General features: G+C 65.1%; 18 protein-coding genes. 7 read left to right on the top strand and 11 right to left on the bottom strand.

Features of this window, described 5'->3' with window-relative positions:
• Nucleotides 1–9: 9 nt before the first annotated feature.
• The 3 genes from kdsB to lpxK all read right to left on the bottom strand — a co-directional run bounded on the left by kdsB (nt 10) and on the right by lpxK (nt 2189).
• Nucleotides 10–819 carry a 3-deoxy-manno-octulosonate cytidylyltransferase gene (gene kdsB / locus ABQJ48_RS10890; protein WP_367837934.1) on the bottom strand — a complete coding sequence of 270 codons (810 nt, stop codon included), beginning with the start codon at nt 817–819 and terminating at the stop codon, nt 10–12.
• Nucleotides 820–988: 169 nt separating this feature from the next.
• Nucleotides 989–1192: a Trm112 family protein gene (locus tag ABQJ48_RS10885; RefSeq protein WP_007180583.1), complete on the bottom strand. Its 204-nt coding sequence runs from the start codon at nt 1190–1192 to the stop codon at nt 989–991.
• Nucleotides 1173–2189 carry a tetraacyldisaccharide 4'-kinase gene (lpxK, locus tag ABQJ48_RS10880; RefSeq protein WP_367837933.1) on the bottom strand — a complete coding sequence of 339 codons (1017 nt, stop codon included), beginning with the start codon at nt 2187–2189 and terminating at the stop codon, nt 1173–1175. Before lpxK ends, ABQJ48_RS10885 begins: the two co-directional genes overlap by 20 nt.
• 659 nt (nt 2190–2848) lie before the next feature.
• Between lpxK and xseA the strand changes: the two genes are divergently transcribed.
• From xseA to ABQJ48_RS10865, 3 genes are all read left to right on the top strand, one after another.
• Nucleotides 2849–4228 (top strand): exodeoxyribonuclease VII large subunit, encoded by a 1380-nt coding sequence (gene xseA / locus ABQJ48_RS10875; protein ID WP_367838272.1) that lies wholly within the window; start codon nt 2849–2851, stop codon nt 4226–4228.
• A gap of 218 nt (nt 4229–4446) precedes the next feature.
• Nucleotides 4447–5025 (top strand): superoxide dismutase [Fe], encoded by a 579-nt coding sequence (gene sodB / locus ABQJ48_RS10870; protein ID WP_367837932.1) that lies wholly within the window; start codon nt 4447–4449, stop codon nt 5023–5025.
• 910 nt (nt 5026–5935) lie between these two features.
• Nucleotides 5936–6475, top strand: coding sequence for a glycine zipper family protein (locus ABQJ48_RS10865; RefSeq protein ID WP_367837931.1), 540 nt, complete (start codon nt 5936–5938; stop codon nt 6473–6475).
• Nucleotides 6476–6750: 275 nt separating this feature from the next.
• Here ABQJ48_RS10865 and ABQJ48_RS10860 read toward each other — a convergent pair whose 3' ends face one another.
• Together ABQJ48_RS10860 and clpP are read right to left on the bottom strand one after the other, a co-directional pair.
• Nucleotides 6751–8223, bottom strand: a complete 1473-nt coding sequence (locus ABQJ48_RS10860; protein WP_367837930.1) for an NYN domain-containing protein — start codon at nt 8221–8223, stop codon at nt 6751–6753.
• 396 nt (nt 8224–8619) lie between these two features.
• Nucleotides 8620–9267, bottom strand: coding sequence for an ATP-dependent Clp endopeptidase proteolytic subunit ClpP (gene clpP, locus ABQJ48_RS10855; RefSeq protein ID WP_367837929.1), 648 nt, complete (start codon nt 9265–9267; stop codon nt 8620–8622).
• A 246-nt stretch (nt 9268–9513) separates the two neighbouring features.
• Here clpP and ABQJ48_RS10850 point away from each other — a divergent pair, with 246 nt between their 5' ends.
• Nucleotides 9514–10539: a sigma-70 family RNA polymerase sigma factor gene (locus ABQJ48_RS10850; RefSeq protein ID WP_367837928.1), complete on the top strand. Its 1026-nt coding sequence runs from the start codon at nt 9514–9516 to the stop codon at nt 10537–10539.
• Here ABQJ48_RS10850 and ABQJ48_RS10845 read toward each other — a convergent pair.
• From ABQJ48_RS10845 to ABQJ48_RS10835, 3 genes are all read right to left on the bottom strand, one after another.
• Nucleotides 10495–11769 (bottom strand): EAL domain-containing protein, encoded by a 1275-nt coding sequence (locus ABQJ48_RS10845; protein ID WP_367837927.1) that lies wholly within the window; start codon nt 11767–11769, stop codon nt 10495–10497. The genes ABQJ48_RS10850 and ABQJ48_RS10845 overlap by 45 nt on opposite strands.
• 239 nt (nt 11770–12008) lie before the next feature.
• Nucleotides 12009–13466: a multidrug transporter subunit MdtD gene (gene mdtD / locus ABQJ48_RS10840; RefSeq protein WP_367837926.1), complete on the bottom strand. Its 1458-nt coding sequence runs from the start codon at nt 13464–13466 to the stop codon at nt 12009–12011.
• Between the two features lie 78 nt (nt 13467–13544).
• The gene (locus ABQJ48_RS10835) at nt 13545–14963 is read right to left on the bottom strand and encodes an aminotransferase-like domain-containing protein (protein WP_367837925.1); all 1419 of its coding nucleotides are present in this window, start codon (nt 14961–14963) and stop codon (nt 13545–13547) included.
• Nucleotides 14964–15140: 177 nt separating this feature from the next.
• Here ABQJ48_RS10835 and ABQJ48_RS10830 point away from each other — a divergent pair, with 177 nt between their 5' ends.
• A complete protein-coding gene (locus tag ABQJ48_RS10830) occupies nt 15141–15446 on the top strand; it encodes a DUF2917 domain-containing protein (protein ID WP_367837924.1) in 306 nt (101 codons plus the stop codon).
• A 351-nt stretch (nt 15447–15797) separates the two neighbouring features.
• Here ABQJ48_RS10830 and ABQJ48_RS10825 read toward each other — a convergent pair whose 3' ends face one another.
• Nucleotides 15798–17039, bottom strand: coding sequence for a citrate/2-methylcitrate synthase (locus tag ABQJ48_RS10825; RefSeq protein WP_367837923.1), 1242 nt, complete (start codon nt 17037–17039; stop codon nt 15798–15800).
• 139 nt (nt 17040–17178) lie between these two features.
• On the opposite strand from ABQJ48_RS10825, the gene ABQJ48_RS10820 reads away from it, so the two are divergent.
• On the top strand, nt 17179–18570 hold the full coding sequence (locus tag ABQJ48_RS10820; RefSeq protein ID WP_367837922.1) for a CoA transferase: 1392 nt from the start codon (nt 17179–17181) through the stop codon (nt 18568–18570).
• Nucleotides 18571–18721: 151 nt separating this feature from the next.
• Here the strand turns inward: ABQJ48_RS10820 and ABQJ48_RS10815 are convergent, their stop codons facing one another.
• The gene (locus tag ABQJ48_RS10815) at nt 18722–19468 is read right to left on the bottom strand and encodes a GntR family transcriptional regulator (protein ID WP_367837921.1); all 747 of its coding nucleotides are present in this window, start codon (nt 19466–19468) and stop codon (nt 18722–18724) included.
• Nucleotides 19469–19657: 189 nt separating this feature from the next.
• On the opposite strand from ABQJ48_RS10815, the gene ABQJ48_RS10810 reads away from it, so the two are divergent.
• A complete protein-coding gene (locus tag ABQJ48_RS10810) occupies nt 19658–20503 on the top strand; it encodes an aldo/keto reductase (RefSeq protein ID WP_367837920.1) in 846 nt (281 codons plus the stop codon).
• A gap of 62 nt (nt 20504–20565) precedes the next feature.
• Here ABQJ48_RS10810 and ABQJ48_RS10805 read toward each other — a convergent pair whose 3' ends face one another.
• Complete coding sequence (locus ABQJ48_RS10805) at nt 20566–21039, bottom strand: hypothetical protein (RefSeq protein WP_367837919.1); 474 nt, start codon at nt 21037–21039, stop codon at nt 20566–20568.
• Nucleotides 21040–21183: the final 144 nt, after the last annotated feature.

Below are 21183 nucleotides of genomic sequence, written 5' to 3'. Positions count from 1 at the left end.
ATTTTGTGCTCAAGACCCGAATAACGCCCGTACGCGTGCGAGATCGGCGGGCGTGTCGACGCCGGGCAGCGGCACGTCGTGTGTGACGAGGACCGCGATGCGCTCGCCATGCCACATTGCGCGCAGCTGTTCGAGCGCTTCGGCCTGTTCGATCGGCGAGATTGCGAGAGCGGGGTATGTGCGCAGGAATTGCGCGCGATAGGCGTACAGCCCGATATGACGGTGAACCACCGCAGGTCCGGGCGGCGCGGGCATCGACGCGACGTCGGGCCAGTGCGGCAGATAGGCGTCGCGGGCCCATGGGATCGGCGCGCGCGAGAAGTACAGCGCCACACCGCGCGCGTCGAGCACGACCTTGACGACGTTCGGATTGAAAATTTCGGCCGAATCGCTGATGGGGTGCGCGGCGGTCGCGATCGCGCAGCCGGTGCTTGCCGCGAGGTGGGATGCCACGCCGCGCACCAGCGCCGGATCGATCAGCGGCTCGTCGCCTTGCACGTTGACGACGATCGTGTCGTCGCTCCAGCCGAACCGGGTCGCCACTTCGGCGAGACGGTCCGTGCCCGACGGATGATCGGCGCGCGTCAACACGGCTTCGAAGCCATGCTCGCGCGCGACGTCCAGCACCGCTTGTGCGTCGGAGGCGACCAGCACCTGCTGCGCGCCCGATTCGCGCGCGCGCTCGGCGACTCGCACCACCATCGGCTTGCCACCGATGTCGGCGAGCGGCTTGTTCGGCAGACGCGTTGAAGCGAGCCGGGCGGGCACGACGGCGATAAATGGTGCGGTGAGGGCAGCGGCGGGATTGGCGTGGGTCATCGAAAAGAAGGGCGGCGGAACAACTGGGGTAAGTGCTCAGCGTGCAGCGAGCGCGACGCAAACGGGAACAACAGCAATGAACAACAGCGATGAACAAACCACGGCGATTGATGCCAACCCGCGGCGCGGGCGCTGGTGGTTGACGCGTGCTCGCGCGGACAAAGCCGACTCAGGCGACCGAGCCCGGATTCAGGTCGACCGGTGTGCCTTCGACGGTCTGCCGCGCTTCGTCGACGAGCATCACCGGGATGCCGTCGCGGATCGGATAGGCGAGCTTGTCGGCATTGCAGATCAGCTCCTGCGCGGCACGGTCGTAGCTGAGCGGGCCCTTGCAGATCGGGCAGACGAGAATTTCAAGCAGGCGAGCGTCCACGAACTTTCTCCACGACTAATGCGATGAGGCGATGATCGAGCGCGGCTTCGACCGGGACAACCCAGATGCGCGCATCGTGCCAGGACCCCAATTTTACCGCATCCTTTTCCGTTATCAGGATCGCGTCGGCGTCGACGTCGGTGAAGGGATTGCGCTCGAACGCATAGTGATCGGGCAGCGCGCGGGTGGCCGGCGCGAGGCCTGCGGCGCGCAATGTCGCGAAAAAGCGCTCGGGCGCGCCGATGCCGGCCGCGGCCAGCACGCGCTCGCCGCTGAACTGCGCGAGCGGACGGCGCAGGGCGGGGTTCTCGAGATGCCACGCGTCGGCGGGGGCGAGTTGCAGCGCGAACGTATTGGGCCACGCGGGCAGGCTGCGTGCGTACGGATCGTTGATCAGCGTCGCGTCGCGGCGGCGCGACAGCGGTTCGCGCAACGGACCGGCCGGCAACAGAAAGCCGTTGCCGCCGAGCCGGTGATCGAACACGACCAGTTCTGCCTCGCGCGCGAGCCGGTAATGCTGCAAGCCGTCATCGCTGACGATCACGTCGACTTCGCGATGCGCGGCGCAGAGCGCCTGGGCGGCGCGGACGCGGTTCGGGCACACCCAGACCGGCGCGCCGGTGCGGCGTGCGATCAGCAAAGGTTCGTCGCCGCCGACCCGCGCCGCCGACGCGGGCGTCACCGGCGTCGGCGTCCTCACGCGCGCGCCGTAGCCGCGCGACACGACGCCGGGCGTGAGGCCGGCAGCGCGCAGCGCTTCGACGAGCGCGATCACAGTGGGCGTCTTGCCGGTACCGCCGACGGTCACGTTGCCGACCACCACCACCGGCACGCCGACTCGCACGGCCTTTAACCAGCCGAGCGAAAACGCGGCGCGGCGCGCGGCGGCGAGCGCGCCGAACACGGCGGCAAAGGGCGTGAGGGCCCACGCGAACGCGCCGCGTTGTTGCCACTCGCGCGCGAGGCGGGCTTCGAGACGGCCTTTCAGTTCGCTCATGGGCAAGTGGCCGCGCCGAGCGGCACGCGGTTCGCAGCGACGGGGCGGCACGGCAACGTGGAGGCGCCGTGCGCAGTACGCGGGTTCAGCATCGACGCAGTTCTCCGGAGAATGGAAGGTGAGGGCAAGAATGGCGCAGTGCAGCGCGTCACGCACATGCAAGAGCGCTGTGCAACGGGCAACCGGGCGACTTCGCGGTTGGGCCGCCGCAGTCGGCACGCGGTTGTCCACCCAGTCGGCACGCAGTTGCCGCGTCGTTGCCGCAACACCACCCGCCGCGACCGCCCGACCTGCTGTTGAACCCGCCACTCTAGCGCGCGGGCGTGTCGCCGGGCAAGTCGCGCGGCGGGAGAAAGTCGATTAGCCGTCGGTGCGCAGGCCGCCCGCGCCCTGTGGATAACTTTGTGGAGAACCTGCCGTTCAATGGGCTGAAAGCACCACGGCGCGCCCTAAGTATCGGCAATCGTTCTCATTGGCGACATGTAAACTCCATGCAAATCAAGGACATGTTCGCGACTTCCGGTGCCTGGCGGCGGGTTTGGCGCCACGCGGCCGGTCCGTCCCGACATGTGGACACTTTCGACGATCCAGCGACTGCGCTGGACGCCGATGGCCAGTCGGTCTATCGTCTGTCCGGCCAGTCACAGATACTTCCTCGCATGAACCCCGAAAGTCCCTTTTTTTCGTCGCCCGCCCCCGGCGGCGAGGTGGTCGTTCCCGTTTCCGCCCTCAATCGCGCAATAGGCACGATGCTGGAGCGCTCGTTTCCGCTCGTGTGGGTGGCCGGGGAAGTGTCGAACTTCACGCGCGCGGCGAGCGGCCACTGGTATTTCTCGATCAAGGACGCGCAGGCGCAAATGCGCTGCGTGATGTTCCGCGGCCGCGCGCAGTACGCGGAGTTCACGCCGCGCGAAGGCGATCGCATCGAAGTGCGCGCGCTCGTCACGATGTACGAGCCGCGCGGCGAATTGCAACTGAGCGTCGAAGCCGTGCGCCGCACCGGGCAGGGACGCTTGTACGAAGCGTTTCTCAGACTCAAGGCGCAACTCGAAGCCGAGGGTCTTTTCGCCGCCGAGCGCAAGCGCGCGTTGCCGAGTCATCCCCGCGCGATCGGCATCGTCACCTCGTTGCAGGCGGCGGCGTTGCGCGACGTGCTGACCACACTGTCGCGCCGCGCGCCGCACATTCCGGTGATCGTGTATCCGGCGCCGGTGCAAGGCGTGGGCGTCGGCAGCAAGCTCGCCGCGATGGTGGAGGCGGCCAGCGCGCGGCGCGAGGTCGACGTGCTGATCGTGTGCAGGGGCGGCGGTTCGATTGAAGACCTATGGGCCTTCAATGAAGAAGTGCTGGCGCGCGCGATTGCGCAAAGCGCCATCCCGGTGGTGAGCGGCGTCGGTCACGAAACCGATTTCACGATCGCCGATTTCGCCGCCGACGCGCGTGCGCCCACGCCCACCGGCGCGGCTGAACTGGTCAGCCCGCAGCGCGTGCTGCTGCTGCGCGAACTCGATCAGCGGCACGCGGCGCTTGCACGCGGCTTCGGCCGCATGATGGAGCGGCGCGCACAGCAACTGGACTGGCTTGCGCGCCGGCTGGTGTCGCCCCTCGAGCGTCTGACGCGCCAACGCACGCATCTGCACCAACTGAGCGTGCGGCTCGCGTCGGCGGGTGCGCGTCCGGTGCGCGAGGCGCGCGCGCGCTTTTCGTTGCTGCAGATGCGTTGGCAGCGCTGGCGCCCCGATCTCGCCGCTCACCGAACGAGGCTCGGCAACCTCGCCCAACGACTGGATGCGGCTCTGTTGCGTCAGCACGAGCGTCAGGTAGCGCGCATCGATACGCTGGCCGCTCGGCTGGAGGTGCTGAGTCCGCAACGCACTCTGGAGCGCGGTTACGCAGCCATGATCGATGCACGCAGCGGCCGCGCCGTGCGCGCGCCATCATCATTGAAACCGGGGCGGCGCCTGACGGTACACCTCGCCGAGGGTTCGGCCGACATCGCATTGGCGGATGTACAGGAGCGTCTCTCCGACGGTTTCTGACACTTCGCCGACATCCGTGCGCGCCGTATCTTTGCCTGGTCGATGAGCCGGGCACAGGCGATGCGGATGCATCATTTGCGCTTGGTGCACGGCCTTTTGCGCATGCACGGAATAAAGTCCGTTGGTTTGCGGGGTTATTCCAACTCGCCTACAATCGAGTGTTCCAAAGCGTTATCCGCAGCCTCCCCCACAACAGATACAGACAGAAGGAAAGCACCATGGAACATACGCTCCCGCCGCTGCCGTTCGCGAGAAACGCACTCGCTCCGCACATGTCGGAAGAGACGCTCGAGTTTCACTACGGCAAGCATCACCAGACCTATGTGACCAACCTCAATAATCTGATCAAGGGTACGGAGTTCGAGAGCCTGTCGCTGGAAGAGATCGTCAAGAAGTCGTCGGGCGGCGTGTTCAACAACGCGGCTCAAGTGTGGAACCACACGTTCTTCTGGAACAGCCTGTCGCCGCAAGGTGGCGGCGCACCGACCGGCGCGCTGGCTGATGCAATCAACGCCAAGTGGGGCTCGTTCGAGAAGTTCAAGGAAGAATTCGCGAAGACCGCGGTCGGCACTTTCGGCTCCGGCTGGGCATGGCTCGTGAAGAAGGCCGACGGTTCGCTCGACCTCGTGTCGACGAGCAACGCCGCTACGCCGCTGACCACCGATGCAAAAGCACTGCTGACGATCGACGTGTGGGAACACGCGTACTACATCGACTACCGCAATGCGCGTCCGAAGTTCGTGGAAGCGTACTGGAATATCGTCAATTGGGAATTTGCTGCGAAGAACTTCGCGTGATATTGCTGGCTCTCGCATGACGGGCGAGTTCGCAGCGCCTGTTCAATCGTGCGATTTCGCCTTGCGTACCGCCCAAGGTGGTCGGCAGCATGAGTGAAAAGTAAAAGCCCTCCTGTGCGAGGGCTTTTTATTTTGGCGACTCGGGTAATCGACCGTACGAGTGCTTAGGCGCCCGTTGCTCGCCGCAAGGCCGAGCGAACGCTTGCTTTTGCGAGATAGCAAGCGCTTTCCGCGCGAATTTGTCACAGTTGGTAACCGCGCTCGCGCGACCGGCTCTTGGTAAGCGGGACCGTTTTCGATCACACAGATCCCGAGTGTGGGCGAATCAACGTTACGCTGATATGACGTTATTGGAATTCACCGACAATCGTCGATTCCCGTGATTGGGGGCCGCCGCGTATATGCGCAAAGAAGCTGCGCGGTTGCCGACCCGGAAGATGGTTCATTCCTGAAAGGTTGTGGACGGCGGTGGCGGGAGATGTCGTCTGCGCTTGCAGTATTTCGTCGCTCGGCGGATTCGAAGATGACGGCTCGAAACCGGCGAATTCCAGACGGCGCGGGCGACGCTCACCGCTCGTACGAACCCGTTTATTGAGGCCGTTTTCGTTCAATCATGGCCCGGTGCCACGCGACACTGCTGGTCTACATACATCGTCGTCAAGGTGGCAGATTGGTTGCACCGCGCATTCGGTGAGTGGCTTGCGCGATAATGGTTGAGGGGCGTCGAGGTGTCGGGGGGTTTGATTTCCGACGCATTGGCGACGCGCGCAACGGCCGCCCGCAACGCGACTCGCGCGCGGCGACCCAACAACGCGCCGGACAAAGCCAAAACTTTCTGTAACGATCCGGTAACCATAGCGACCACCAATTGGCCTAACGTTTATCTTCCACCGTTCAGAAGCGCACTAGCATGACCTCCCGCACTAAATCGATATCAATGGCAATACCGGCTGCCCTTATCGCGCTCGCGCTGGGCGGCTGCGCAGTCGCGCCCCCAAGCAGCCCGAGTGTGGTCGCGCTGCCGCACAGCGGCGAATCGCTCGATCAGTTCCGGCAGAACGACTATGCATGCCGTGACTACGCCTACCACTCGACTAACTCAACTGGGGCTGCGCAGGCGGCCACCACCAACAGCGTGAACAGCGCGGCGCTGGGCACGCTTGGCGGCGCCGCGATAGGCGCGCTGTTGGGCGCAGCGGGCGGCAATGCCGGGGCGGGCGCGGCGATTGGGGCCGGCAGCGGGCTGCTGATCGGCGGCGCAAACGGCGCGAACGGCGCCGGCTATTCCGCCGCCGGCTTGCAGGCGCAGTACGACGCCGCCTACGCGCAGTGCATGACATCGAAAGGCGATGCCATTGCGCCGCGGGGTTATTACGCAACGCCGCAACCCGTCTATGTTGCGCCGCAGCCTTATTACGCACCCCCGCCGGTCATGTACGCGCCGTATTGATCGTTGACGTGTCGATGCGTGGTCGCGAGGGGCGGCCGGTTCGCAAGTTTAGCGATTGTCCGTGCCCGGCAGTTCGTTTCAAGCTTCGTGGCGGCTGCTGAAGCGTACTAGTTCGTCCGCGCTCCGGGTGGCGCAGAGAAGTGAATGACAGCAAGGCCCCTGCACCTGAAGAGCAGGGGCTTTGTGTTTGACGCGCAGGTTCCAGGCACTTGGAATCGTCACGGTGAGCTGGACGCGTCGCCACTGACCCGGCCGAAGCGCATCTTCTGAGCCGCTCATTCCACGTCGTTTGTCGCAGCGGTCTTGCGCGGACGACGGCTGCGCGGCGCGGCTTTTCGCGCTGGCTTTCCTGGGGTCACCGGTGTGCCTTCCGCGTTGGACGCCGGCGCTTGCATTTCGGGCATTTCGGGCGGGGCGGCGATCTCCGGTGTGTCCTCGATCGTTCGACGCGCGCTCGTCTTCGCTTTCCTCGCGGCGGTCTGACGCGGTGCGCGCGTCTTTCGACGCTCGGCTTGGCCGCTGTCCGGTTCTGTGATTGGCTCGTCGATGCCAGCGACAGGCTCCATGACCTGTCCCGCGTCGGGTTCATTCATTGGTTCGGCGGCGGCAATCGCCGGTGTCGGCCGGAGGATCTCGGGCTGCTCGACAACGGGCTCGCCCGCCGACGAGGGTGGCGATTCTCCCGGATTCTCCCAAGACCGAACCTGGTTCTCCTGCTCGACCGTGGTTCGGTCTTCGTGAACGGGTTCCTGCTGAGCGCGGGCCGCCTTGCGACCGCCACGGCCTCTGCGCCGCGATTCGTGCTTGCCGCCCGACTCGCTTGCGACCGTCTCGGCAACCTGCGCCTCATACAACTGTTCCGCCGATTCCAAATCGGCAGCCTCGTTCACAGTCTCTCCGGTGACGTTCGGTGCCGCACTACGGTACACATACGCGCCGGACTTTTCGTCGCGGCCGAATTCGAGTAGGCCGCGCGCATGCGCTTCTTCCAGCAGATTGCCGAAGGCGCGAAATCCGTAGTACGTCTCGTTGAAATCCGGTTTCCGGCGCTTGATCGCGTCCTTCAGCACGGATGCCCACATCTTGCCGCTGTCACCGCGTTCGGATGCGAGCGCGTCGAACGTCTGCACCGCGATTTCGATCGCTTTGGTGCGGCGTTTCTCCAGGTCGTCCTTATGTCGGGTCTTTTCTTCATCCGGTGCGCGTCGCGCAGCCTGCGGGGCGTTGTGCGCCGGGCGTGCCGAGTCCCGTTTGGCGACCGTTCGCTGGCTCTCGCGAACCAGGTCGTCGTAAAAGAAGAACTCGTCGCAGTTCGCGATCAGCAAGTCCGACGTCGATTGCTGCACGCCCACGCCGATCACCTGCTTGGCGTTTTCGCGCAGCTTTGACACGAGCGGCGAAAAGTCCGAATCGCCGCTAATGATGACGAACGTATTGACGTGCGCTTTCGTATAACAGAGGTCGAGTGCGTCGACCACCAGTCGGATATCGGCGGAATTCTTGCCCGATTGGCGCACGTGGGGAATTTCGATCAGTTCGAAGTTGGCCTCGTGCATTGCGCCTTTGAAACTTTTGTAGCGATCCCAGTCGCAATAGGCTTTTTTCACGACGATGCTGCCCTTGAGCAGCAGGCGTTCGAGCACCAGCTTGATGTCGAACTTGTCGTACTTTGCATCGCGCACACCGAGCGCGACATTTTCGAAGTCGCAGAATAGCGCCATGCTGACGGTTTCGTTGGATGACGCCATGTGAATCTCCATTGAAGCGATCGTCGGACTGACGATTCGCGACCATGATAGCGACTCCAGCCGAGGCGACCATCTTTTGTGATGCGCGCGCACCGACGCTTAGGTCGAAAAACCGCCGATGACACGAACGATCACCGTGGGCGCCAAGTCTGATTGCGTTGGCGGATGCAGGGTCCGCGCACGGGCGCTGAGGGCATCGGGCTTGCTTGAGTCATTGCGTTCGGCTTGAATAAGTTGAAGAGTGACGCTCCAGTGCTCTGCCGGTTTGCGGACGAAACGCGAGCTAACACGAGCTATCACAATCGAGCGACTGCGACCGCTGCGCTGCGCGAGCGCGAGTGGTAACAACTCCTGAGCCTGGACCTGTTTCGAACTGGAGTTGACCGGTCAGCGGCGCTATGTTGCATGATGGCGAAGCACGTCGCCAAGCGCCGCGCGCGTTTGCAGTACGTCATCGATCAATCCATACCCCTTTGCCTCTTGTGCCGACATGAAGTTGTCGCGATCGGTGTCGCGCGCGATTTCTTCGATGCTGCGCCCGGTGCGCTCGGCCATCATGGCATTCAGACGTGCACGCAGATACAGCACCTCCTTTGCCTGGATCTCGACGTCTGCCGCGGTGCCCTGGCTGCCGCCGGACGGCTGGTGAATCATGATGCGCGCGTTGGGCAACGCATAGCGTTTGCCCCGCTGACCAGCGGTGAGGAGGAACGTCCCCATGCTCGCGGCAAAGCCCGTGCACAGGGTCGACACTTCCGGCTTGATGAACTGCATGGTGTCGTAGATCGCGAGGCCGTCGTAGACAGAGCCGCCCGGCGAATTGATATAGAGGGAAATATCCTTATCAGGGTTCTCCGATTCGAGAAACAGTAACTGCGCGACAATCAGACTGGCCGATTGCTCGTTCACCGGCCCGACCAGAAACACGATGCGCTCGCGCAACAGGCGGGAGTAAATGTCGTAAGCACGTTCACCGCGCCCTGACTGTTCGATGACAGTGGGCACGAGACCGAGACCCGTGACGGATGAATGTTTGGCGTGCATAGATTTCTCGTCATGCGCCGGGCGTGAGCCGCGGGCGCTTCAAAAACCGCACGCCCCCTGCGCCGGTTGTTGCTCGTTTGACGAAGCAGCACGCGGCCGCGTGACAGGAATATTTTTTTGTTGCGCTGTCACATCGCCAAGTGCTCGGGCGTCAAGCTGAAAAGGATGCAGACTACGGCGAGCGCCGCGACAATCCGCAGGCAGGCAAGGCGCGCTTTTTTCACACCACGATCTGGAGGTCAACATATGACGGAACAAGGAATCAACCAGGCATCCAGTTTCGAGGCCGTGCGCGCACGCCTGCTCGCGCTGGCGTACCGGATGCTCGGCAGCCGCGCCGAGGCGGAAGACGTGGTGCAGGACGTCTGGCTCAAATGGCATCTGGCGGACACGCAAGCTGTGCAAACGCCGGCTGCCTGGCTCACCACGCTCGCCACGCGTACCGCGATCGACCGTTTGCGGCATGTGCAGCGCGAACGCGCGTCGCAGGCTATCGGCTGGCTGCCCGAACCGTGGCTGGACGAGGCGGCGCCGTCGGCGGAAGAAATGGCGGTGCGCGCTTCGGAAATGTCCTACGGCGTGATGCTGCTGCTCGAACGTTTGAAGCCTGACGAGCGCGCCGCTTTTGTGTTGCACGAAGCGTTCGATTGCGACTACGCCGAGATCGCAAGAATTCTCGAACGCACACCGGCGGCTTGCCGGCAGATCGTCCGTCGCGCCAAAACCCGCTTGCAGCGTGCGGGGGCGCCGTTGCAACGCCCCGACCCAGCCGCACACGCGAACATCGTCGAGCGCTTGCGCACCGCGTTGGAGCAACAGGACAGAACAGGCCTGTTGCAGCTGTTTAGCCACGCGCCTGACGTCGTCAGCGACGCGCCACTCCTTGCGCCTCTTCGTGCACGCGAAGCGGCTGCGGCTGAGTGGGTGGATACGGTGACGTCGCTTGCGCAACAGGCGAGTAGCGCTGAGGTCGTGTCGGTGGAGGGCGCAATGGGCATCGCGCTGTTTCTGGACGGCGAAATCGTCGGTGTGCTCGACGTGCGGACGAACGGCGACACGGATGGCCCGGCGAAGATCGTCGCGTTGCGCATTGTGACCAGCGCGGCGCGTTTGCATGCGGCCAACCGCGTGGTAGGCCGTGCGGCCGTCGCGCAATTGCTCACGCGGATCCGGCAGAACCCGCCAAGGCCTGCCATTTCGCCCAGAATCGCGCCCTCCACCTCGCCCTCAATTGCGATGGGCCGCGACTTCCCAATTGATGTCTACGCATAGTACCTGGGTACCGTACGGCGTGTGGGCGGCGATCGAGGCGGTCACACACAGGTGAGCTTCGTTGATCGACAAATAAGGCGGCGTGAGATGCACGTGACCGGGCACACGCATCGCCTGAATGAAGTACGGCCGGCGTTCCCAACTCGCCCCTTCCGAATGCAGCAGCGGCCGAAAGCGTTTCGCGCGCTGCGACGTACGTCCCGGCGGCAGCAGGTTATCGCCGATCTGCCGGCCAGAACCGTCGAGCACGAAGCTGCGCGCCGTTTCGCCGAGCTTCAGCAGTGGCGCGGTGGCGTGGTCGATGGACTCGCCGGCAACCAGTTCCGCGGCGGCCGCCTCCAGTGCCCGCACGTAGGGTGCGAGCCGTGCGGATTGTGCGCGTTCACGGGCGGCGACCCGCTCGCGCAGCGCGGCAGACAGCGAGTCCATCAGACCGGCTGCAACTTGCGGTTTGACCGGCTCCACGCTCGGGCCCGCGAAGAACGCGCCCTGCACGAAATCCACGTTGCACTCCAGCGCGATCAGCGCGTCGCGCTCGGTGCTCAGGCCGCCCATCAGCACGAGTTGCCCGGATTCATGCAGCAACGAGACGATCCCCGGCAGCACGCGTTCGATGTGCGAGTGTTCGCTGGCCTGGGCCAGAATGCAGCGGTCGAGCGTGACGATGTCCGGACGCAGATTCCACACGCGGTCAATGTTCGAATGCTTCGCGCCGAAGCCGTCGAGCGCGATCAGAAAGCCGGATTTGCGCAGCGCGTCGATGATTTCGGCAAAGCGCGTCGTCTCGCCGCCTGCCTGCTCGGACACTTCGAGCACCACGCGTTGAGGCGGGAGGCCGAGCGCCTTGAGGCCGGCAAGCAGCGCATCGCCATAGCTGGTGTCCATCAGCGCGGCGGGGTGCAGGCTCAGGAAGAGCCATTCGTCGTGGCTGTCGAATGCGTTGAAATTGCCGAGATGCAGCGACTCCGCCAACCGGCCCAGTTCCAGCAAATCGCCACGCCGTGCCGCCTGCGTGAAGACTTCGTGCGACGGCACTTGCTGCGCATGTTCGTCGTGAACGCGCAGCGACGCGTGGTAACCGATCGCGCGCCGGTGCGACACGGAGAAGACCGGTTGGAACACACTGAAAACCGTGTAGCCGCCATACAGAACGGTGCGCCGGGAACCTTCGTCGCCGGCCATCGGGCGCGGTGACTGAAAGCCGGGAGGATCGAGTTCGATCATGCTCATCGTATCGGTCGGGTGGAATGGCGTGGAGCTGCGCGCTTAGGAGGAACGCGGTGGCGCAAAAGCAAGAGTTTACAGGATAGATCAGCAAGAACTATGCGCGCGCTGAAACCCAGCAGCGGCCGGCAGCTGCCGCGTTGCCGTACGACGATTGTGCGCCAGCACGGGGTGGAAGCCGGCGACCCGCACTGCGCTGGTGCGGTTTGCACCCGTTGCGGTACTGCAAGCGGGCAGACTCCGTGTCAGGTTCGCTCGGACGGATCCGTCTTTTTCGCGGGCGTGCGGATGTCCGGCGACAGTTGCGCGAAAATATACGACGAGCACGCGGTGATGATGCCGACACACAGGAACGTCGCATGAAACGCCGGCAGGGAATTGATCGCGGTCACGCGCTGCAGCAGGCCCGTGAACGTCGCAAGCAATGCGCCCGCAACGGTCACGCCGAGACTCATCGAAAGCATCTGGACCAGTGAAAACAGGCTGTTGCCGCTGCTTGCGCCGCCGGTGCCCAAGTCCTTGAGCGTGAGCGTGTTCATTGCGGTGAACTGCATCGAGTTGACGCTGCCGAAGAACGCCAGTTGCACGAGCCGTAGCCACAGCGGCTGGTTTGCGCTGGTGAGCCCGAAGCTTGCCATGGTCAGCCCGACCAGGACCGTATTGACGATCAGGACGCTCCGGTAGCTGTATTTCATGATCAGCTTCGTGACGAGGCGTTTGGACGCCATGCCGGCGGCGGCCACCGGCAGCATCATCAGGCCGGCTTCGAATGCGCTGTAACCGAGACTGACCTGCAACAGCAAAGGGATCAGATACGGCATCGCGCCGCTGCCGATCCGCGCGAACAGATTGCCGAGCAGGCCGACGCTGAAGGTATGAATCTTGAACAGATCGAGCGGGAAAATCGGTGAAGGTTCGCGCACGGCGTGCAGCGCGTAGGCGACGAAGCACGCGAGACTCAGAATCAGCAGCACGAGTACCGTGGCGTGTTGAATGCCCAACTCCGCGCGCCCGTCGAGCGCGAACGAAATCGCCACCATGCCGACAACCAGCAGCAGGTAGCCCTTCACGTCGAACTTGCCGGCATTTTCATTGCGGCTGTCCGGCATGAAGACGAAAGTCGCTATGCAGCCCGCGATACCCACCGGCACGTTGATCAGGAAGATCCAGTGCCACGATGCGACCTTCACCAACCAGCCGCCCAGCGTCGGACCGATCAGCGGGCCAATCAGCCCCGGAATCGCCACGAACGACAGCGCCGGCAAGTAGCGCTCCGCCGGAAAGGTGCGCAGCACCGCGAGCCGCCCCACTGGCAGCAGCATCGCGCCGCCCACGCCTTGCACGATGCGCCAGGTCACCAACTGGTTCAGCGTATGCGAGTTCGCGCACAGCAACGAGCCCACCGCGAACACGAGGATCGCGCTGAAAAACACCCGGCGCGTGCCGAGCTTGTCGGCCAGCCAGCCGGACACGGGAATCATGACCGCCATCGTCAGCGAATAGGCAATCACCACCGATTGCATGCGCAGCGGCAATTCGCCGAGGCTCGTCGCCATCGCGGGGAGCGCGGTGTTGACGATCGTCGAGTCGAGCGTTTGCATGAAGAAGCCCGTGGCGACGAGCCACAGCATCACGGTAAGCGAGCGGGCCGAAGGGGCAGAGGGGGCGTTGACGGCGGAGGCGGGCGGAGTCGGCGTGGACATGAAAAGCGGCTGGGCGCGCTGGGGCGGGCTGGGACTCGCTATTGTAGGGAAAAGCGCGGCGCCGCGCAGTTACGCGGCTCAGGCATCGGCCGGCAGTGCTGCCGCCGCATGAAAAAATGCCTGTGCTCGCGGGTCGTTCGCGAAGGCCACATGAATCCTGATCCACGGGCTCGCTTCCATGTTCGGCCGGAAGTAGTTGCCAGGCACCACCGTCACGCCGAGCGGCGCGCCACATGCCACCAGCCGTTCTGCGTCGGCGACATGGGGCACCCGCGCCCACACGAACTTGCCGCCCACGGGCTTCTCGAAGATTTCCCAGCCGGCGTCTTCAAGCGTCTGGACCGTCGAGCCGAGCGCGTCACGCATCCGGCGCCGCAGGCGCTCCAGATATTTGCGATACGCGCCGCGCTCCAGCAGCGACACCGCGACCGCTTCGGCAAAGCGCGAGCCGCCGATGCTCGTCAGCATCTTGATATCCACCAGGTCCTTGATGATCGCGTGGCTCGCCACCACGCAGCCGATTCGCAGCGACGACGACAAGGTCTTCGACAGGCCACCCACGTAGATCACGTGCTCGAGCTGGTCGAGCGTTGCGAGGCGGTCGGTGACATCGGTCTGGAAGTCGGCGTAGATGTCGTCTTCGATGATCGAGAAGCCGTGCTCGCGCGCCATTTGCAGTAGGCGGAAGGCCACCTGCGGTGCGACCGTGGTGCCCGTCGGATTGTGGAACACCGTGTTGATGAACAGCAGCTTGGGCCGGTGCAACTTGAGCTGCGCCTGCATCGCGTCGAGGTCGGGCCCGTTGCGAGTGCGCGCAATGCCGACCAGTTTCACCCCGTGCAGCTTCAGCAGGCCGTACAGGTTGTAGTAGCCCGGGTCCTCGACAAAGATCGTGTCGCCGGCCCGGAGCATGTAGCGCATCAGCAGATCGAACGCCTGACTCGCGCCGTTCGTGATCAGAATCTGCGAGGCGTCCGCCTGAATCCCCAACTGCGCGATCCGGCTTTGCAGATGCTCGCGCAAGGTCAGATTGCCGAGCGGCGTCGCGTAATCGACCATGCTCGACGGGTCGGTGCGCGACACGTGGCGGATCGCTTGCGCGATGCCGTCCATGTCGCGCCAGCTTTCCGGAACGGAACCACTGCCGACTTTGAGCGTTTCGCCCGGATAGTTGAATTGCTGCAGCAGATGCCCCGACTCGTCTTCGGCGCGGCGCGGGTCCGAGGTGCCTTGGCAAGGCGTGCCCGCCGGCTGACGGTCGGAGATATAGAAGCCCGAGCCGTGGCGCGAATCGACATAGCCGAGCGACACCAAGCGGTCGTAGGCCTCGATCACGGGAAAGCGGCTCACGCCAAAGTCGGCGGCGAACTGGCGGATGGACGGCAGCTTCGAGCCGGGGTGCGCGACGCGCGAGCGGATCCACGCGGTGACACCGGTGACGATCTGGTCGGTGAGCGGCACGCCGTTGTCGCGATCGAGCTGGATGTCGAGTTTCATGCGCTGCTTCCTTGACGGATGACCTGACGCTCAGTGCGGTCCCGCTGACGGCCGTGTCAACTGTCCGGCTTTTCGGCTGAACAGTTCCGCTGAAAGTGTTCGGAACTGTGCATGGGACTTCCATCATCGCACGTCAATAATCGGTACAACAGAAAACCCTTTGGAAGGAGAGCGGCGATGCGAGAAGTCCGGATTTTCGAATTGGAACATGGCGAGCCTGTCGCGGCCTGGCGTGTCGCGCGTCCGTCCACCTTCAAGGTGATTTCGGGCGAGGTCTGGCTGACGATCGAAGGCCACAGCGAAGATCACTGGCTCGCCACCGGCGAGTCTGTCGAGTTGCCGCGTCGCGCGGTGGCGTGGATCAGCGCGGGTCGGGCGGGGGCGCGATTTTCGCTGGCGAGCGGCTCCGAGCGCATCGCGCCCAAGCCCGCGCAAGGGTTGCCGGTGTTGAGCCGGTTGCCGCGCTGGCTGGATGCGGCCTGAGGCATTCGAGGCGCGGCCTGTCATTGAGCGATCGGCGGCGGTCAGGTGGTAGAAGAACCGCAAGCGCGCCAGACAGGGCACACGGACGACGGCTCGAACCGTCGTCCGTGTGCAATTCAACCGCCTCGTGCCGCAGCCCCAGTCCCCGCAGGGTCAACCGGGCGCGCCCGCCGCGTACTTGCCGACATGGTCGCATGGGCGGCCGGATCGTTCGGTCATCGCACCCACCGCGGTCCAAACGCCGCCCAGCAACTCCCCAATCCCGCCGCCTGATATTCGCCGATAGGGCCGCACGTGCGGGCACACCGACCCGTCATCGCAGCCACAGCGCTCGAAACGCTGCACAGCAACTCACCCCCGCTCCACCGCCTCGTATTCCCCGACATACCGCGCGCGTGGCCGGATCAACCGACCATCGCTCGCCTGCTCCATCGCATGCGCGATCCAGCCGACCACCCGGCCCGTCGCGAACAGCGTGAACGCAGCGCCAGCCGGCAAGCCCAGCACCCGTTCGAGCGCAGCGAGCGCGAAATCGACAGTCGGCTGCGCACCGGTCGTATCGCGCACCGTGCGCGCGAGCCGCAGCACTTCGCCAAGCGGCGAGCGAGCGGGCGCACAGTCGGCGAGCATCTGCAGCAACAGCCGCGCACGCGGGTCGCCGTCCGGATAGAGCGGATGTCCGAAGCCCGGCAGCGCCGGCCCGGGCGCGCCATGTTCGGTTAGCGCCAGGCGGTTTGCCAGATAGCGGTCGAGATCGGCAGCGCGCGACGTCTCGTCGAGCAGCGCGGCGATGCGCATCGTCTCGCCGCCGTGACGCGGGCCCGCCAACGCCGCGAGCCCGCCGGCCACGGCGCCGAACAGGTGCGTCCCGGTCGACGTGATGCAGCGAACCGTGAACGTGGACGCGTTGAGCTCGTGATCCGCACAGGCCACCAGCGCCGCACGCAGCAGCCCGGCATGCTGCCGGTTGCGCACCTGCCATGCAGAAGCCAGTTGCCGATGCACCGGCTCGTTCGACGGCGCCGCCGAGATCATCGCACCGGCCAGCAGCCGCATGACGGCGCACGCGGTGTCGAGCTGCGCGTCGCGGCCGAGCGCCCACACGCGCGGCATTTGCGCGGCGGCGGCGGGCAGCAGCACCAGTGCGCGATCGAGCGGCGTGCTGTCGCTCCAGAGTTTGAGCCATGCGGCCCACTGTGCCGGGGCAAGCGGCGCCGCCGGCGCGTCGGCGATGCGCCGCGCGCTGCATTGCCACAGCAGCGCGGCGATGTCCTCGAGCGACGCGGCGCGCGCCAGTTCCATCGCGTCGTGCCCGCGATACAGCAGGCGGCCGTCCGCCACCAGCGTGATCGACGATTCGAGCACCGGCACGCCCCAGTCCAGCACCTTCTGCGCGACCTTGCCGGCGCGTTTGCCGTCCGCCTTGCGACGCGCGAGGCGCCGGACCTCGGCCGCGTCGTAGCGGCGGTGCTTGCCGTGCGCATCCGGCGACGAACTCAGCATTCCGCGGCTCACGTACGCATAGAGCGTAGGCAAGCTGATGCCGAGGGTTGCAGCGGCCTCGGTGGCGCTGAGAAAGGTCGAAGTCGGCATGGAAAGACGGAGAGACCCAATAAATCAATCTATGTTGATTATCATAATCAAGATTGATTGTCACGGTTCGTAATTCTAGACTCGGTTCCATTCACGCTCCATTTCACCGTTACTTGCCATCTGCTCGGAGCCGAACGCCATGACACCCGAACTCGCTCTCAAACATATCTGGACCCTCGCGGGATGCGACCCGGTGGCGCTGCGGTCGATCTCGCTAACCGGCGCGGATCCCGGCTTGCCGTCGGTCTACCGCGTCGGCAGCCTGGCCACGGCGACCATCGCCGCGACTGGCCTCGCGGCGGCCGAATGTCAGCGCCTGCGCACGGGGCACCGACCGTCGGTGTCGGTGGAAATGCGGCGCGCGCTGGCGGCGTTTCGCAGCGAACGCTATCTGCGCATCGACGACGGACCGCCGCCTGCCTTGCGCGATCCCGTCACCGGCTTCTACGAAACGCGTGACGGCCGCTGGATTCAACTGCACACGAATTTTGCGCACCATTTGCAGGGCGTGCTGAACGTCCTCGGCTGCGACAACGCACGCGCTGCGGTGGCCGCCGCGATCCGCGGCTGGGACGGTGCGGCGCTCGACCAGACGCTCGCCGACGCGGGCCTGTGCGCGGCGTTGATTCGCACGCCCGACGAATGGGCCGCGCTCGACCAGGCAAAAGCCATTGCGCGGCTGCCGCTGTTCGAGATCGAGCGCATCGGCGATGCGCCCGCCGAGCCGCTACCGGATGGCCGCGCGGACCGTCCGTTGGCGGACGTGCGAGTGCTCGACCTGTCGCGAATCATCGCCGGGCCGGTGGCCGGGCGGGCGCTCGCGCATCATGGCGCCGACGTGTTGCTGATCAACGGCCCGCATCTGCCGAACATTGCGCCGCTGGTGATCGACAACGGGCGAGGCAAGCGTTCGGCGGTGCTGGATCTGCGCGCCGCCGCCGGATGCGAAGCCCTGCGCGGCCTGGCAGCCGACGTGGATGTGTTCCTTCAGGCCTATCGTCCAGGCGCACTGGCCGCGCGCGGCTTTGGACCCGAGGAGCTGGCACGGCTGCGGCCGGGGATCGTGTATGTGTCCGTGTCCGCTTATGGGCACGAAGGGCCGTGGGCGAGGCGGCGCGGGTTCGATAGCCTGGTGCAGTCGGCGAGCGGCATCGCTTCGACCGAGCAGCAGGCAGCGGGAGATGCGCAGCCGAGGCATCTGCCGTGTCAGGCGCTGGATCACGCGACCGGCTACCTCGCCGCGTTCGCTGCGATGACTGCGTTGACGCGGCGGGCCGTCGAAGGCGGAAGCTGGCACGTGAGGGTATCGCTCGCGCAAACGGGACGGTGGTTACAGTCGTTCGGCCTGCTCGCCGACGGCTGGCGCACCGCCGATGTCACGCTGGACGACGTGCGCGATTGCATGGAGAGCGTGCAGTCCGAGTTCGGGCGCGTACTGGCGGTGCAGCCGGCCGAGCAGCTCGCGCAGACGCCCGCGTTTTATGCGCTGCCACCGGTTCGGGTGGGCGCGCATGAGGCTAGATGGGAGTGATTGGGCCTTCGTCGTCGCACGTGGCGTCGCTCGAACTTGGCGGCGCGCGCACGGCGCAAGCGCGTTGCAAACGTCCTGCAAGCGCGAAACCGGCACCAAACCAGCGCGAGGAGAGCAGCTCGCAAGCGAGTCTTGCGCAACCCCCAACCTGCTACTTCCTCAACTCCGCGACGAAGTCGTAGTAATCGTTACGGCAGTAGGTATCGGTCAACTCGATCGCTCGCTGGTCCGCGGTATAGCCGACCCGTGTGATCAACAGCAGCGCTTCGTTCGGCGCGATGCTCATCTGCTGCGCGATTTCCTCGCTCGCGTTCACCGCGCGAAAGTGCTGCAGCGCCCGCACGATGGTCAGTCCGCGATTTTCCAGGTATGTGTACAACGAATCGCCGATCGCCTGCGGGTCCGGGATCACCGACGCCGGAAACGTGGAGTTCTCCACCGCCATCACGATGCCGTCGGCGAGCCGCAAACGCCGCAGCCGTGTCACCGCCGCGGCCGGCGACAAGCCGAGCTGGATGACTTCGTCGCGGTTGGCCGGCGAGATCTCGCGCGACAACCACTTCGAGCTCGGCGTAAAGCCGCGCCGTCGCAGCATTTCGCTGAAGCTCGACAGACGGGACAGCGGATCTTCATAGCGCGGCGTGATGAAACTGCCCGCGCCTTGGGTGCGGCGGATCAAGCCCTGTTCGACCAGCAGTGCGATCGCCTTGCGCGAAGTGATCCGCGATACGCCGAGCGCCTCGGACAGCACGCGCTCCGAGGGCAGCGCTTCGCCCGCGTTCCAGCGGTTTTCGTGGATGGCGCTGCCGAGCTTGCGAGCAAGTTGCAGATATAGCGGCGTGTCGTTTTCCGGGTCCGGGCGCAAGTCGCGCCAGCGGTCTTCCGAGGCAGAGGTCATGGGGCTCACGCAAGATAGGCAAGCGGCAATTCTATGACATCGGCGCGCGGCGTTATAGCGGGCTTTCGCCTGGGAGACGGCCGAACGCTCGTCGAGCCGCTAAACTCGTCGCTATGAGTTTGGCGGCTGGCGTCGCGCGGCGCCGGGCAAAACTGCATCGGATGCATTAAGCCACTTCGAGGAGTCAGCATGACAAGTGATATCGCAAGCGTGAACTTGCCCGACGGCGAGCGTATTCCCGCGCTGGGGCAAGGCACCTGGGAAATGGGCGAAGTGCCGGCGCGCCGCGCCGAGGAAATCGCCGCGCTGCGTTGCGGCATTGAACTGGGCATGACGCTCATCGATACGGCGGAAATGTACGGCGAGGGCGCCACCGAGATGCTGCTGGCCGAAGCGCTGGCCGGTTTGCGCGACGAAGTGTTTCTGGTCAGCAAGGTGTATCCGCATAACGCGAGCCGACGCGGTGTGATCGCAGCCTGCGAGCAAAGCCTGAAGCGATTGAAGACCGACCGGCTCGATTTATACCTGCTGCACTGGCGCGGTTCGGTGCCGCTCGCGGAGACCGTCGACGCTTTCGAAACGTTGCGCGAGGCCGGCAAGATCCGGCATTGGGGCGTCAGCAATTTCGACACCGACGACATGGAAGAACTGGTCGCAACGCCCGGTGGGGACCGATGCGCGACCAATCAGATTCTCTACAACGTCGCGCGCCGCGCAGCGGAATTCGACCTTTTGCCGTGGCTTGCCGCGCGCGGCATTTCGGCAATGGCCTATAGCCCGGTCGATCACGCTCGCCTGCCCAAACGTTCGCCGCTTGACGACATTGCCGGCGCGCGTGGCGTCTCGGTATTTCAGGTGGCGCTCGCGTGGGTGTTGCTCAAGCCCGGGATGTGCGCGATTCCCAAGTCGGGCCGCGTCGAACACGTGCGCGACAACTATCGCGCCACGCAGTTGCGGTTAAGCGGCGATGAACTCGCCGCGCTCGACGCTTACTTCAAGCCGCCGCGCAGCAAGCGCCCGCTCGAAATGCTGTAGACGCCGCGCTCGTTGGCGGCACGGGCGGCAGGGCGGCACGGTGGCTCAGCGCCCGGATGACATCAGGTGCACGCGTGATGCATATGCACGGAGCCCAACACCGCGACTTCGGCGGGGGTGTGCTTGAGGGCGTCGTCGTCGACCTGAGCGGCGTCCGCGAGGAAGTCGTCGACGATGCTCGACACCGGCACGTCGCGCAGACACAGCGAGACGCGCTGCGTCTCGTTCGGCGGGAGCGTGGTGCGCTGGCCGAGGAACAACACGCCGTATTGATAGCCGTGGATGATGCCCCGGATCGCGCCGACGCACTCGCCTTGCGTGACGTTGTCGTTTCTCTGTTTGCAGGTCTGGACGAGCCGGTAGGCCGAGAACGTGGGATCGACGGGCGGCGCGGCCTGGGAGATGGTCGGCGCCATGGGCTGCGCCGTGGTGGGCGCGGGCGTTTGCGCATGAGCGAGCGATGCGAGCCCCAGCGCGGCAACCATCAGCAGGCCGGTGGCCGCGCGCGCCGCGCAGGGGTGAACGTTTCGTTGCATGTCGTGGGCCCTCATATCGAACGTTGAATTGGATATGAGGCGCGCGGGTCGGATTGGTTCCATAACACGTTTGCGCGTCGAGCTGTTTTATGCGCTTCACTGCGCTCGTCGCCGCCCATGCGTTCGGCCGTGATTACCGCTATC

The sequence above is a fragment of the Paraburkholderia suaedae genome (assembly GCF_040812055.1).
GTDB lineage: Bacteria > Pseudomonadota > Gammaproteobacteria > Burkholderiales > Burkholderiaceae > Paraburkholderia.
Note: the sequence above shows the minus strand (reverse complement) of the source record. Positions and strands in the feature narration are given on the sequence as shown.